This is a genomic window from Polynucleobacter sp. SHI8 (assembly GCF_027944005.1).
In the GTDB taxonomy this organism is placed as follows: domain Bacteria; phylum Pseudomonadota; class Gammaproteobacteria; order Burkholderiales; family Burkholderiaceae; genus Polynucleobacter.
This window is the reverse complement of the sequence record NZ_AP027204.1, coordinates 118,908-131,924: the sequence shown is the minus strand read 5'-3', so window position 1 is coordinate 131,924 and position 13,017 is coordinate 118,908. Positions and strand designations below refer to the sequence as shown.

The window sequence follows — 13,017 nt, the reverse complement described above, 5'->3', positions numbered from 1 at the left end:
TTGACGTTGATTATAGAAATCAAGCTCTTGTATCGCCTCAGGATGTTTTCCAAGATGTCTTAAGCATATGGCACGAATTAAATAGATACTAAGATCATTTTTTGCATATTGCATTGCTTTAGTTGAATGCTCAAATGAAACATCGTATTGATTCAGTTTCATATGGATTTCTACTAAAGAGATCCATCCCTCATAGGACTCTGGTTGTTTCTTTAATAAGAGTTCAATCCACTTTTTTGCTTCTAAATAATGTTGACTTTGTCTTTCAAGATAAGCTAAGTTGTAAATAACTTCTTCATCCGCCTGATTGAGCTGATGTGCTTTTTTGTTCATTTGTATAGCGTTTTTAAAATCCCCGATCAGGCCATACATTTTTCCTAAAAGTTTAATTAGCTCAATATCTTTTGGAGACTTTTTTAGAAGTTGATGACAGGAATCAATTGCTGCTTGTTGATTGCCTTTCCGAAACTGGTCCTTGATATCTTGGATAGTCAATTTCAATTCCAGATTTTAGTTTGCTTATTGATGGTGCCCCATGTCCGACTCGAACAGACCACCTACTGATTACAAATCAGTTGCTCTACCAGATGAGCTAATGGGGCATTTTTAAATTGAAGAATGTATTTTAAACTATTTCACAAGCTTTATATGAGATTTTGTTGTCTCTTTTAAATTTGCTTCACTATCATTGGTTTCATTTGATTCTTCACTCGGTGAAATATTGACTGGGAAGCTCATTCCTTGGCTATTTTCACGTGAATAAATGGCCATCACATGCGTAATCGGAATATAGATTTCTTTTGGAATACCGTTAAACCTTGCCTTAAATTGAATGGAATAATTATCAATTTCTATCGATTGACAAGCAGTTGGTCCAATATTAAGAACAATCTCATCTTTATTCACATACTCGCGAGGCACATCCACTGAGCGATCCACAAATACCGAGACATAGGGCGTAAATGCATTATCAATACACCATTGGTACAAAGCCCTAATTAAATAGGGCTTTGTACTTGGAACCTTATTGGAGCTTGCATCTTCACCAAATGGATTGCTCATTATCGACGCATGACCTTCTCTGACGGAGTCAACGCTTCAATATATGCTGGGCGACTAAAAATACGTTCCGCATACTTGAGTAAAGGTGCTGCATTTCTAGAAAGATCAATACCGTAATGCTCTAAACGCCACAGGAGTGGAGCAATTGCAACATCAAGCATTGAGAACTCTTCACCAAGCATGTATTTGTTTTTAACAAATACAGGAGCTAATTGAGTTAATCGATCACGAATTGCTAAGCGAGCTTTATCAAGCACCGCTGTTGCATTTTTACCTTTTTCGTTTTCAAGAGTCGAAACGTGAACAAAAAGTTCTTTTTCAAAATTAAACAAGAATAAGCGTGCACGGGCTCTAGCGACTGGATCGGGCGGCATTAATTGCGGATGTGGAAAGCGCTCATCAATGTATTCGTTAATGATGTTTGATTCATACAAAATAAGATCACGCTCAACCAAAATAGGCACTTGTCCATAAGGATTCATGACGGAAATATCTTCTGGCTTATTGAATAAATCAACGTCACGGATCTCAAAATCCATCCCTTTTTCAAATAAAACAAGACGACAACGTTGTGAAAATGGGCAATTTGTTCCCGAGTACAAAACCATCATAGGTAAATTTCCTTATTCTCTATAAAGTAAAAGGCAGACGACCTTCGCCATCTGCCTGTAGCACTACAAAACAATATTAATGAATACTCTTCCAATATGTTCTATTTAAGCGCGAAGCAACTAATGTGAAGACAGCCAAAAATAGTAACACAATAACGCCAATACGCTTTCTTTCCAACTGCGCAGGCTCGGCCATCCAAGACATATAAGCAACTAAGTCAGCCATATTGTCATCATATTCTTGTGGCTTCATAAGGCCTGGAGTTAACTGCTCAAAACCAGCAAACTTATGCTCTTCTGCTCCACCATGACCTTTAACTTCTTCAAATTTGGCCTCACGATAACCTTGTAATTCCCACAAAACGTGGGGCATGCCAACGTTTTTATAAACAAGATTATTCCAACCAGTTGGTCTTGAGTCATCACGATAAAAAGTACGCAAATAGGTATATACCCAATCAGCACCTCTAGAACGAATTTCAACAGACAAATCAGGTGGGGCTTTACCAAACCACTCTTTAGACTCTGCAGGAGCCATGCTCACCTTCATCAAGTCACCAACTTTCCCACCAGTAAAAAGAAGGTTTTCTTTGATTTGCTCATCAGTCAAGCCAATATCGCGTAAACGATTGTAGCGAACGCTATGGGCACCATGACAGTTTAAACAATAGTTAGTAAAGATCTTTGCGCCATTCTGTAAAGCCGCCATATTGTTTAAGCGGTTTGGTGCTTTATCTAATGGAAAGGTGTCTTCGTTTGCTAATGCATTAAAAGAAGTCGCAAAGCCAATTACAACAGCAACATTGGCAATCCAACGGAGAATTTGAGGTAATGTATTTTTATTCATTGAAGGTACCTTAGTGCGCTGCAAACGTGACACGGTCTGGAACTTGTTTAAACTCACCCAACTTGCTCCAATAAGGCATAGCCAAGAAGAAGCCAAAATATAAAATCGTGCAAAGTTGAGCTAATTTTTCAGCGATTGGTGATGGTGGCATGATTCCTAAGTAACCCAAAATCACGAAACAGATCACAAAAACTCCGTAAATATATTTGTGGAATCCTGGACGGTAACGAATGGACTTCACAGGTGATTTATCTAACCATGGGAGGAAGAAGAAAATCACGACTGAGCCACCCATCACGAGCACTCCCCAAAACTTAGCATCTAAAAAGTAGAATCCTACAGCCAAGACTAATAAGATCGCGCCAAAGATTGCTTTAGTTTTCATGGCAGCGCCACGGGATGCCAGCCAAAACAATACTGCTGCAAAAATCCACATTGGCAGTAAAAACTCAGAGGTAGTCGCACGTAGCATGGAGTAAAACGGTGTGAAATACCATACTGGAGCAATGTGTGCGGGCGTTTGTAACGGATTTGCTGGGATAAAGTTATTGGCTTCCAAGAAATAACCATTCATCTCAGGAGCAAAGAACACGATAAAGGCAAAAATCATTGCAAATACGCCAAGGCCCATTACGTCATGCACTGTATAGAATGGGTGGAAAGGAATGCCATCCAAAGGAATACCTTTTTCATCAACAGTTTCTTTGATTTCTACACCGTCAGGATTATTTGATCCGACTTCATGAAGTGCCACAATATGCGCGGCTACAAGTCCAACTAACACCAAAGGAATTGCAATCACGTGGAATGAGAAAAAGCGATTAAGAGTTGCATCACCCACCACATAATCACCACGAATCCATAAAGATAGATCTGGTCCAATCACCGGAATTGCCGAGAAGAGGTTCACAATCACTTGAGCACCCCAATAAGACATCTGTCCCCATGGAAGCAAGTAGCCAAAGAAGGCTTCTGCCATTAAACACAAGAAGATTGCGCAACCAAAAATCCAAACTAATTCGCGAGGCTTTCTATAAGAGCCGTAGATCATGCCACGGAACATGTGCATATAGACCACGATAAAGAACATGGAAGCACCAGTGGAATGCATATAACGAACTAACCAACCCCAGGGAACTTCACGCATGATGTACTCAACAGACTCAAACGCTTTTTCAGCATCTGGCTTGTAGTGCATGACCAAGAAAATACCAGTAATGATCTGTAAAGCTAAAACCACAATTGCTAAGGCACCAAAGTAATACCAAAAATTAAGGTTTTTTGGTGCGTAATATTCGGTTAAATGTCCCTTAATCGTCGCACTTAAGGGAAAGCGGGAATCAACCCAAGCCATTAACTTTTGGCCGGAAGTTGCGTTCGGAGGAACTTCTTTTTCGTGGAATGCCATGTTCTATTTCTCCTTAAGCTTTCTTGTCTTCACCAATAACAATCTTGGTGTCGCTTAAATACATGTGTGGGGGAACTTCAAGATTATCTGGCGCAGGTTTATTTTTAAACACGCGTCCTGCTAGGTCGAAAGTAGAACCATGGCAAGGGCATAAAAAGCCGCCTAACCAGTCTGCCGGTAAAGAAGGTTGTGCACCCATATCAAACTTAGCTGACGGCGAGCATCCCAAATGAGAACAAATACCAACAACAACTAAATATTCAGGCTTAATTGATCTTGCTTCATTACGTGCATATGCAGGCGTTAAAGCATCTGGCGTTCTCTGCGAGTTAGGATCGGCTAAATTTGAATCATTCTTGGTTAAATCAGCAACTTGCTCTGGTGTGCGACGGACCACCCAAACTGGTTTGCCACGCCATTCAATGGTTCTCATCTCACCAGGTTGCATTCCAGTGATATCCATTTCAACTGGCGCACCAGCGGCTTTCGCTTTCTCTGATGGTGCGAATGTATTAACTAGTGGGAGCGCAATTGCTGCTCCACCAATACCGCCCATCACAGATGTTGCAATGATCCATGTACGTCTTTCTTTATTCAGCTCTGCAGGAACAGGCTGTAAACTTGAATTTTCTTCAGCGCTCATTAGGTTCTCGTTTAAATTAGTGTTTTCCCTGACATATTATAGCCATTTTGTTGATTATAAGATTCTTATGTGAAGATTCATAAAGTTTAAAAGAGTTCATTTAAACTTATAGAAATTTTATCAAAAAAGGGGTTTATATGAGTATCCTAAGTGAATTTAAAGAATTTGCCATGAAAGGCAATGTAGTAGACCTGGCCGTTGGTGTCATCATCGGTGGTGCTTTCGGTAAGATTGTTGACTCTCTTGTCGGCGATATCATCATGCCATTAATTGCCGCACTGACTGGCGGTGGTTTAGATTTCCATAATTTATTTGTAGTTTTAGGAAGCATTCCTGACGGCGTACCTAGAACTTTAGATGCTCTCAAAAAAGCAGGCGTTCCTTTATTTGCCTACGGTAGCTTTATTACCGTTGCTTTGAACTTTATTATCTTGGCATTTGTGATTTTTCAACTCGTTAAAATCATGAATCGCATTAAGGGTGATGAGCCGGCTCCGGCAGCTCCAGCAACACCTGAAGATATTATTCTTCTTCGCGAAATTCGTGACAATCTTAAAAAATAAAATTAAACCGGGTTGGGTATATCCACATGGATATGCCTAACCCCAAATGTTTTGGCAATATGTGTGCCCAAAGCCAGTACACCATATTTCTCGGTTGCATGATGACCGGCGCTGATATAAGCAATACCTAGTTCTCTCGCAGCATGGGTCGTCTGCTCAGAAATCTCACCACTGATATACACATCTGCCCCTAAATTAGCAGCTATGTCGATATAACCTTGTGCGCCACCTGTACACCAAGCCACCTTTTTAATCGATTGACTTTCATCACCAATAACCAATGGCGTTCTATTAAGTTTTTTCTCAATCAGCGAACTTATATCTTGTAAGGTTTTTTTCCGTGATCCTTGGTTTGGTTTGCCATACCAAACCAAATCATTTTCTTTACTTTGTCCCTGGATCTCAAATCCCAAGACGTGAGCTAACTGTGTATTATTACCAAATTCTGGGTGTTGATCCAGTGGCAAATGGTATGCAAATAAATTGATGTCATGTGCCATCAATAATTTAAGTCTTGTATGTAATTGACGCACGATTCTAGGATCATCATTTTTCCAGAACCAACCATGGTGAACCAAAATAGCGTCTGCCTTGGCTTCTACAGCCTTTTCTATTAATGCCAAAGAAGCTGTAACCCCAGTTACTAGGGTCTTGATATCGAATTTTCCTTGAACCTGCAACCCATTTGGACAATAGTCTTTAAAATGAGAAATTCGTAATAAATCATTAAGATATGATTCAATAGACTCACGTGTTGCGATTTTGGTTTTCATTGATGAAGTTTAATACAGACTAAAGAGAAATAATATGATGGCAAAGCGTTTATGGCTTATTTTTGCACAAGCAGTCACCGTTTTTTTAGCTGGTTATTTTGTTATTTCCACGTTAAAACCGGGTTGGTTAGGCAACTCTGCTCGGCCTGTTCAATCTGTAACCGTTGCCGAGTCTTCTCCGAATCAGGACGTATCGCCAGGTTCTTATCATGAGGCCGTAAAAAAGTCGATGCCTGCAGTGGTCAATGTTTTCAGTAGTAAAAATGAAAAACTCACTCCAAGTAAGCCAAACACAAACCCTCACCAGCGGCCAAAGCCAAAAGGAAAGCCAACCCCTGAAAATCAAGAAGAGTGGTTTAATTTTTTCTTCGGTGATCCTCAAGGTGGACCTACTCAGGACGAGCCAGAGTTTAATACTGGGTCGGGTGTTCTCATTAGTAAAGAAGGTCTCATACTCACCAATCATCACGTGATTGAGGGTGCGGACAAAATTGAAATTGCTTTAGGTGATGGTCGAAAAACCATCGCAAAACTTATCGGTAGTGATCCAGAAACTGATATCGCTGTTCTTAAAATCGATTTACCAGATTTACCAGAACCTATCGTTCTTGGTAATTTGTCTAACGTTAACGTAGGTGATGTGGTTCTTGCGATCGGCAATCCTTTCGGGGTTGGGCAGACCGTCACTGCTGGGATTGTTTCGGCGCTTGGTCGTGATCATCTTGGAATCAACACTTTCGAGAACTTTATTCAAACGGATGCGGCTATTAATCCTGGTAATTCAGGTGGGGGGCTCGTCGATACGAAAGGTCAATTGATTGGCATCAACACCGCCATATTTTCTAAGAGTGGAGGCTCAATGGGTATCGGCTTTGCCATACCCGTCAACCTTGCTAAGCAAGTCATGGAATCTATTGTCACCAACGGTGCTGTAACTAGGGGCTGGATGGGTGTTGAGCCGCGCGATCTATCTCCAGAAATTATTGAGGCGTTTAAATTACCCAAAGATGCAAAAGGTGTTTTAATTTCTGGAATCCTCAAAAATGGCCCTGCAGAACTTGGGGGAATCAAACCTGGAGATATTCTTAAGGAAGTGAATGATGAACCGATTAAAGATGTTAGAAGTTTATTAAATACGGTTGCAGCTTTAACGCCAGGTAGTAATACGAAAGTTGTGGTCGATCGCAAAGGTCAAAGTGTTGTTTTATCTGTAGCCATTGGCAAGCGACCATCTCAAAAGGAAGCACGTAAGTAGTATTTACCTGAATCAGGAACTGGAACTTATAATCATTCCATGATAAGTGATGATTGGGCACAAAGAAGTTTAAACGCAGTTTGGCACCCTTGTACGCAAATGAAAAGCCATGAGGATTTTCCTCTCTTGGCTATTCAGCGCGGATCAGGTGCTTATCTTTATGACCATCAAGGTAAAAGCTATTTAGATTCCATCAGTTCTTGGTGGACGAATTTATTTGGGCATACAAACCCAAGCATTAATCAAGCCATCAAAAACCAACTCGATCAGCTAGAACATGCCATGCTAGCTGGTATCACGCACGAGCCGGTAGTTCTTTTATCGGAAAAACTATCAGCGTTAACTAGTCACCAGTTAGGTCACGCCTTTTACGCCTCTGACGGTGCATCTGCTGTTGAAATCGCCTTAAAGATGAGTTTTCATTATTGGCGTAATCTTGGCAAAAGCGATAAAAATCGATTTATTTGTTTAAAGAATAGTTATCACGGTGAAACATTGGGGGCGCTCTCTGTTACGGATATTCCGATTTTTACAGATGCCTATAGTGTACTAACGCGTCAACCAATCATTGTCACTTCACCAGATGCGCGTTTAGCCCCAGAAGGAGTCTCTCCACAGGATTTTGCTAAGTCATGTCTAGGGGAATTAGAGAAACTTTTGCAATCAAGCCACACTCAAATCGCGGCCATCATCATTGAACCCATGGTTCAATGTGCAGCTGGCATGGGTATGTATTCTGCTTATTATCTAAAAGGTCTTAGGTTGTTGTGTGATCAATACCAAGTACATTTAATCGCTGATGAAATTGCAGTTGGTTGTGGTCGTACAGGGAAATTTTTTGCCTGTGAGCATGCTGATATTTGGCCAGATTTAATGACACTCTCTAAAGGTATCTCTGGAGGGTATTTGCCGCTATCCGTTGTTTTATCGACTGATACAATTTATGCGGCTTTTTATGGCGATAGCGCCTCACAGGGATTTTTACACTCCCATTCTTATACAGGCAATCCTCTAGCTTGTGCAGCTGCTTTAGCAACTTTAAAGATTTTTGAAGATGAAAATTATTTGGTCAAGAATCAAGCTTTATCACAACAACTCCATGAGTCATTTGCCTGGGTCGAAGACGATATTCGTATTCAAGATGTTCGCCAATTAGGCACAATATTCGCTTTTGATATCAAACCACACTTTGCGCCCGCTCAATTTTCTAAAACCTTTTATGCCAAAGCGCTAGAGCATGGACTACTTATTCGTCCGATTGGTCATACTGTATATGTGATGCCCCCATATATTTTGACTAAGGAACAAATTGATTTTTTATCCTCTGCTATTCAATCATCTCTCAATGATGTCTGCCCAATATGATTGATTCTTGGTTAGAGGCTCTCGATCAAGCCAATCATCATTTACATAGTCAAGGCTTAATCCGGAACTTAAAGCTCCGCTCTTCCCCGAATGGTCCATTTGTTGATATCAACGGTTCGCACTTATTGTCGTTTGCTAGTAATGATTATTTAGGTTTGAGTAATCATCCTGTATTAAAGCAAGCGATGGCGGAAGGTGCTGATATTTATGGGACTGGAAGTGGTGCCAGCGCTCTTATCAGTGGGCACTCCACTGCCCATCAACTCCTTGAAGAGAAATTAGCGCAAACGCAAGCTCTGCACATTCCCAATGTTGTAACCTGTTTTATCAACACAGGTTTCATGGCAAATATGGCGATGATTACCGCTCTTGCCAGTCTTGGGAATATCTCTATTTATTCGGATGCGCTCAATCATGCTTCTATTATTGATGGTATCCGGATGGCTAAAGCCCAATCTCAAGCAAAAGTGTTTGTATATCCGCACAATGACATAGAAGCACTTCAAGCTTTACTCAACCAAGACTCTTGTCCATATAAACTCATCATCACGGATAGTGTCTTTAGTATGGATGGGGATTTTGCACCGATTCAAGAGTTGGTTAAGATTGCAGAGCAACATCATGCCCTCTTATACCTCGATGATGCTCATGGCTTTGGAATATTTGGTAAAAATGGACATGGCTGTCTTGAACACTTTGATATTTTCTCGCCAAACATCATTTATATGGGCACCTTAGGTAAGGCGGTGGGTGTATCTGGAGCATTTATTGCAGCTCAGAAATGTTGGATTGAATGGTTGATACAAAAATCACGTCCCGTCATTTACTCTACCTCTACGTCTCCTGCAATCGCTCATACCGTCTTAAAAAGTATTGAATTAATTCAGTCCGAAAAAGGTCTTAAAAAAAGGGCCCACTTATTTGAATTGATTTCTTATTGGAATAAAAAATTAAACTTTACGAAATGGCACGTTTTGCCCTCATCGTCAGCAATACAAGCTCTCATTATTGGTGATAATAATGAAGTAATGGAAGTCTCAAAATCATTAAATCATTTAAGTATCTGGGTTCCAGCTATTCGCCCTCCTACAGTTCCAGAAGGTACTTCAAGACTTAGAATTACCTTTAATGCTGATCATTCTTTTGCACATATCGATTTATTAATTGAAGCCCTCTCCAAAATGGAAAGTAATTGAGCATGAAACCCAATAGTTTTTTTATTACTGGCACAGATACTGAGGTTGGTAAAACCTTAATTGCGAGTGCCTTGATTCTGAAACTTCAAGAGTCCGGTTTAAAAACTGTCGGATATAAACCAGTTGCTGCGGGTATGTATCAAAACAACAGAAATTGGATCAATGATGATGTCGAAAACCTGCTAAAAGTAAGTCAGCGAGTTGCACCTGAACTTCAAACCAAAGATATTTGTCCATATATATTAAAACAACCAGCAGCCCCTCATTTAGTTGCCAAACATGAAGGTATACATCTTGATATGCAGGTAATGATCGATCGGTATCATGCACTTCAAAACAAGTTTGACTTTATAGTTGTTGAAGGTGCTGGTGGCTTTTTAGTGCCGATTGGTGAACATCAAAACTTAGGTGATTTTGCTCAAGCAATTCATTTACCTGTCATATTGGTCGTCAATATCAAACTTGGATGTATCAACCATGCTTTATTAACGGCTGAATCAATTGTGAGCAGGGGGTTAAAATTATTTGCCTGGGTAGCCAACTCTACTCAACCTGAAAACGAATATACCCTGAGTAATATTGAAACGCTACAAACTCAATTATTTAAAAAATTTAATGCTCACTTTATGGGTCATATTCCTTTTAATCCAGCAATATCTTCCCCAGAAGGCTATGCATTAGATCACTTGATTTCAAGCGCAAAACTACTTCTTTTGAAGTAATAAATACCCATTTCAAATAATAGGTTTTTTATATCTTGGTTTTTTAATCAAGAATTGTTTAAGGCCTACGTTTTATTAGAAGCCCTTAATTTAATCATCAAAAAAATCTATTTAATTTAAGCATTTGTAGATTCAAAAAGTTTATCAACAACATTTTTAATGATTGTTATTCGTAAACTATGGAGATTTACGAATGAAAAAATCGCTATTCGCACTCGCCGCTTTAGGCGCATTTGCAGGCGCAGCACAAGCACAATCTAGTGTTACATTGTTTGGTACCTTAGACTCAAGTATTCAGTACATCCAAAACGGTGGTGTTGTAGGTTCCACAACTGCCCCTGGAAAAGACTCTGATGCAACTAAAGCAGCAGGTCTTTCTACTGGCACTCCAGCTACAGGTAGTAACTTTACATATTACGATAGCGCGATTGCTTCGTCACAATGGGGTATGAAGGGTACTGAAGATTTAGGCGGTGGTATGAAAGCTAACTTCTACCTTGCTGGTGATGCAAACACCAACAATGGCGGTACACATAATGATGGTTTATTCCGTCGTGGCGCATGGGTAGGTCTACAGGGTGGTTTCGGTGAAGTTCGTTTAGGTACACAAGCGAACCCAATCGTTACTTCATCAGCAAATGCATTGCCACTGATGGGTAATACAGCACATGGTTTCCGTGGAATTTACTCTCGCGGTAAGGACTATAACCGTAATGCGATTGGTTACTTTACACCTGTATTCAGTGGCTTTGGTGCAGAATTACAATACGCAGCCAACAACACTATTGATGGTGGCTTATCTGATGGCACTGTAGCTTCCTTACGTGCTTTCTACAACGCTGGTAACTTAAATTTCGATGCTGCTTACATGAAGGCAACATCTATGTCTGCAACTGGTAATGGCGCAGCTGGTACTTGCTTGTCATTGGTAGATAATGCTGTTAATTGCGCTGCCGCTAACTACAATGGTGATGTAACAGGTTACGTTGTTGGTGGTAAGTATAAAGTAACTCCAGCAATTCAATTAGGTATGGGTTGGGCACATGGTGAAAACGACACGACTAACTTTGTAAAGGGTAGTGCATCTGGCACAGCTGCAAAATCTAATGCAAACGTATTTATGACTGGTATTGGATACCAAGCAACTCCATCGGTTTCGTTAGGTTTGAACTACCTCGTGACTACTGCTGATTCAAGCATGTATAACTTCCAAACTCGTTATGCTTTAAGTAAGCGTACTACAGCCTATTTCCAAGCAAACATGGTCAAAAACGGTTCTGGCTCTAATAATGGATCAACAACACCTTTTGGTAATGCTCTCCCATTAGGTGGTCAAACAAATACATCACCTTCAGTTCAAGTTCAAGGTATGGGGTCAAAAGACGCTTTACCGAATACAACACAATCAGCATTCGGTGTTGGTATCATTCACAATTTCTAATTTCTCGTAGGACTTGATCCTGCTTGATTCAGAAAAAGTTGTAACGTAAACCCACTGTGCAAACAGTGGGTTTTTTATTACTTTAAATTAATGGCGGTATTAAAGATTTCCCTCGCTTGGTCAATAATCACAAAAGAACTACTCCAGGCATTCCCCAAAGAAAAATTCATGGTCATTTAATTGGAACTGTGCCAAAACCAACTATCTTCTGCTTTGAAGCATCGCAATATTCATTTCTGGAGTTAAGGCGCTCGCATAAAAACGCTCAATCATTTCTACCGAAGTTCTGGCATTTCGAGCTAAAGTAAGTAAATCGATACCATTTCCATAGAGTAGTCGGTATGTTATGGCCGTATGTCGAAGACTGTAAAGTGACCTATTTTGACCTAAAGAGCCTTTTCGTAAATTAGTAGCTTCCAATAAGTGTCTAAAATGTTTACCTATAACAAATATTGCAGCCTCGCGATCTTGATAGTCATTTTTAGCCCCAAAACCTCTTGAACTCTTAAATTTTAAGAGGTTCTCATAGATTATTACAGCTGCGCTTAAAGTAACAATTTTTGCAGTGTGCTTTTTCGTCTCAGGTAAAGAAATTCTAAGGTAGGTATTATCCCCTCGAACTAATTGGATATGTTGATGTTGAATTAATTTGATATCAACAGGACGTAAAAAACTATTCACCATAAAACGTATAAGCCAGGCAAACTCATGGGGTAACTTTTGACTTGAAGTATAAATTCCAGATCGTGTATTTCTGTGAGTAGTTTTTTTACACTCTAAAGGTGCATAAGAAAGCTCTTTTGCTTTTCGCACTAACAAAACATACTCTTGTATAGAAAAGCCACCTCGAGGAATACTAGAGAGTTTAATTTTAGGAAAAGCTGGGACTTTCTGTATATATTCTCTTGATAAGGAATAACGTAAAACCTTACGAAGAGCAATGATATATTGGGATATTGTGATTGTAGAGAGATTGAGTTTATTTAAAAAACTTACAAATTCACAAATCATTTTATTAGTGATTGTTGATATTTCCAAACTTCCAAAATATGGAAATACATGTTTGTTTAATCTACTTAACAACATGGTGTATGAATGTTTATTAAAGTCCCCACGTATGACTTTAGTTTG

At 39.8% G+C, this 13,017-nt stretch carries 13 protein-coding genes and 1 tRNA gene; 6 read left to right on the top strand and 8 right to left on the bottom strand.

The window, feature by feature from the left end:
• Nucleotides 1–526: 526 nt before the first annotated feature.
• The 6 genes from QMN06_RS00760 to petA all read right to left on the bottom strand — a co-directional run bounded on the left by QMN06_RS00760 (nucleotide 527) and on the right by petA (nucleotide 4,571).
• Nucleotides 527–602: transfer RNA gene (locus QMN06_RS00760), tRNA-Thr, on the bottom strand.
• Between the two features lie 28 nt (nucleotides 603–630).
• Entirely contained in the window at nucleotides 631–1,062 is a 432-nt protein-coding gene (locus QMN06_RS00755; RefSeq protein WP_281970588.1) for a ClpXP protease specificity-enhancing factor, read from the bottom strand.
• Nucleotides 1,062–1,673, bottom strand: a complete 612-nt coding sequence (locus tag QMN06_RS00750; RefSeq protein ID WP_281970587.1) for a glutathione S-transferase N-terminal domain-containing protein — start codon at nucleotides 1,671–1,673, stop codon at nucleotides 1,062–1,064. Before QMN06_RS00750 ends, QMN06_RS00755 begins: the two co-directional genes overlap by 1 nt.
• A 76-nt stretch (nucleotides 1,674–1,749) precedes the next feature.
• Entirely contained in the window at nucleotides 1,750–2,520 is a 771-nt protein-coding gene (locus tag QMN06_RS00745; protein ID WP_281970586.1) for a cytochrome c1, read from the bottom strand.
• A gap of 10 nt (nucleotides 2,521–2,530) precedes the next feature.
• Nucleotides 2,531–3,928: a cytochrome bc complex cytochrome b subunit gene (locus QMN06_RS00740; RefSeq protein ID WP_281970585.1), complete on the bottom strand. Its 1,398-nt coding sequence runs from the start codon at nucleotides 3,926–3,928 to the stop codon at nucleotides 2,531–2,533.
• A gap of 13 nt (nucleotides 3,929–3,941) precedes the next feature.
• A complete protein-coding gene (gene petA / locus QMN06_RS00735) occupies nucleotides 3,942–4,571 on the bottom strand; it encodes a ubiquinol-cytochrome c reductase iron-sulfur subunit (protein WP_281970584.1) in 630 nt (209 codons plus the stop codon).
• Nucleotides 4,572–4,708: 137 nt separating this feature from the next.
• Between petA and mscL the strand changes: the two genes are divergently transcribed.
• Nucleotides 4,709–5,134, top strand: a complete 426-nt coding sequence (gene mscL / locus QMN06_RS00730; protein WP_281970583.1) for a large conductance mechanosensitive channel protein MscL — start codon at nucleotides 4,709–4,711, stop codon at nucleotides 5,132–5,134.
• A gap of 2 nt (nucleotides 5,135–5,136) precedes the next feature.
• Here mscL and QMN06_RS00725 read toward each other — a convergent pair whose 3' ends face one another.
• Nucleotides 5,137–5,907, bottom strand: coding sequence for a Nif3-like dinuclear metal center hexameric protein (locus QMN06_RS00725; protein WP_281970582.1), 771 nt, complete (start codon nucleotides 5,905–5,907; stop codon nucleotides 5,137–5,139).
• 37 nt (nucleotides 5,908–5,944) lie between these two features.
• Between QMN06_RS00725 and QMN06_RS00720 the strand changes: the two genes are divergently transcribed.
• The 5 genes from QMN06_RS00720 (at nucleotide 5,945) to QMN06_RS00700 (ending at nucleotide 11,886) form a co-directional block, all read left to right on the top strand.
• A complete protein-coding gene (locus QMN06_RS00720) occupies nucleotides 5,945–7,162 on the top strand; it encodes a trypsin-like peptidase domain-containing protein (RefSeq protein WP_281971698.1) in 1,218 nt (405 codons plus the stop codon).
• Between the two features lie 39 nt (nucleotides 7,163–7,201).
• The gene (gene bioA / locus QMN06_RS00715) at nucleotides 7,202–8,527 is read left to right on the top strand and encodes an adenosylmethionine--8-amino-7-oxononanoate transaminase (RefSeq protein ID WP_281970581.1); all 1,326 of its coding nucleotides are present in this window, start codon (nucleotides 7,202–7,204) and stop codon (nucleotides 8,525–8,527) included.
• Complete coding sequence (locus QMN06_RS00710; protein WP_281970580.1) at nucleotides 8,524–9,723, top strand: 8-amino-7-oxononanoate synthase; 1,200 nt, start codon at nucleotides 8,524–8,526, stop codon at nucleotides 9,721–9,723. Before bioA ends, QMN06_RS00710 begins: the two co-directional genes overlap by 4 nt.
• Nucleotides 9,724–9,725: 2 nt before the next feature.
• Entirely contained in the window at nucleotides 9,726–10,445 is a 720-nt protein-coding gene (gene bioD, locus QMN06_RS00705; RefSeq protein WP_281970579.1) for a dethiobiotin synthase, read from the top strand.
• Nucleotides 10,446–10,638: 193 nt separating this feature from the next.
• Nucleotides 10,639–11,886, top strand: a complete 1,248-nt coding sequence (locus QMN06_RS00700) for a porin (RefSeq protein ID WP_281970578.1) — start codon at nucleotides 10,639–10,641, stop codon at nucleotides 11,884–11,886.
• Between the two features lie 201 nt (nucleotides 11,887–12,087).
• Here the strand turns inward: QMN06_RS00700 and QMN06_RS00695 are convergent, their stop codons facing one another.
• Nucleotides 12,088–13,005: a phage integrase SAM-like domain-containing protein gene (locus tag QMN06_RS00695; RefSeq protein WP_281971697.1), complete on the bottom strand. Its 918-nt coding sequence runs from the start codon at nucleotides 13,003–13,005 to the stop codon at nucleotides 12,088–12,090.
• Nucleotides 13,006–13,017: the final 12 nt, after the last annotated feature.

Bases quoted from the DNA above. Each gene is read 5' to 3' on its own strand.
- petA (WP_281970584.1), bottom strand. From the start codon at position 4,571: ATGAGCGCTGAAGAAAATTCAAGTTTACAGCCTGTTCCTGCAGAGCTG.
- mscL (WP_281970583.1), top strand. From the start codon at position 4,709: ATGAGTATCCTAAGTGAATTTAAAGAATTTGCCATGAAAGGCAATGTA.
- bioD (WP_281970579.1), top strand. From the start codon at position 9,726: ATGAAACCCAATAGTTTTTTTATTACTGGCACAGATACTGAGGTTGGT.
- QMN06_RS00740 (WP_281970585.1), bottom strand. From the start codon at position 3,928: ATGGCATTCCACGAAAAAGAAGTTCCTCCGAACGCAACTTCCGGCCAA.
- bioA (WP_281970581.1), top strand. From the start codon at position 7,202: ATGATAAGTGATGATTGGGCACAAAGAAGTTTAAACGCAGTTTGGCAC.
- QMN06_RS00725 (WP_281970582.1), bottom strand. From the start codon at position 5,907: ATGAAAACCAAAATCGCAACACGTGAGTCTATTGAATCATATCTTAAT.
- QMN06_RS00700 (WP_281970578.1), top strand. From the start codon at position 10,639: ATGAAAAAATCGCTATTCGCACTCGCCGCTTTAGGCGCATTTGCAGGC.
- QMN06_RS00720 (WP_281971698.1), top strand. From the start codon at position 5,945: ATGGCAAAGCGTTTATGGCTTATTTTTGCACAAGCAGTCACCGTTTTT.
- QMN06_RS00710 (WP_281970580.1), top strand. From the start codon at position 8,524: ATGATTGATTCTTGGTTAGAGGCTCTCGATCAAGCCAATCATCATTTA.
- QMN06_RS00745 (WP_281970586.1), bottom strand. From the start codon at position 2,520: ATGAATAAAAATACATTACCTCAAATTCTCCGTTGGATTGCCAATGTT.
- QMN06_RS00750 (WP_281970587.1), bottom strand. From the start codon at position 1,673: ATGATGGTTTTGTACTCGGGAACAAATTGCCCATTTTCACAACGTTGT.
- QMN06_RS00755 (WP_281970588.1), bottom strand. From the start codon at position 1,062: ATGAGCAATCCATTTGGTGAAGATGCAAGCTCCAATAAGGTTCCAAGT.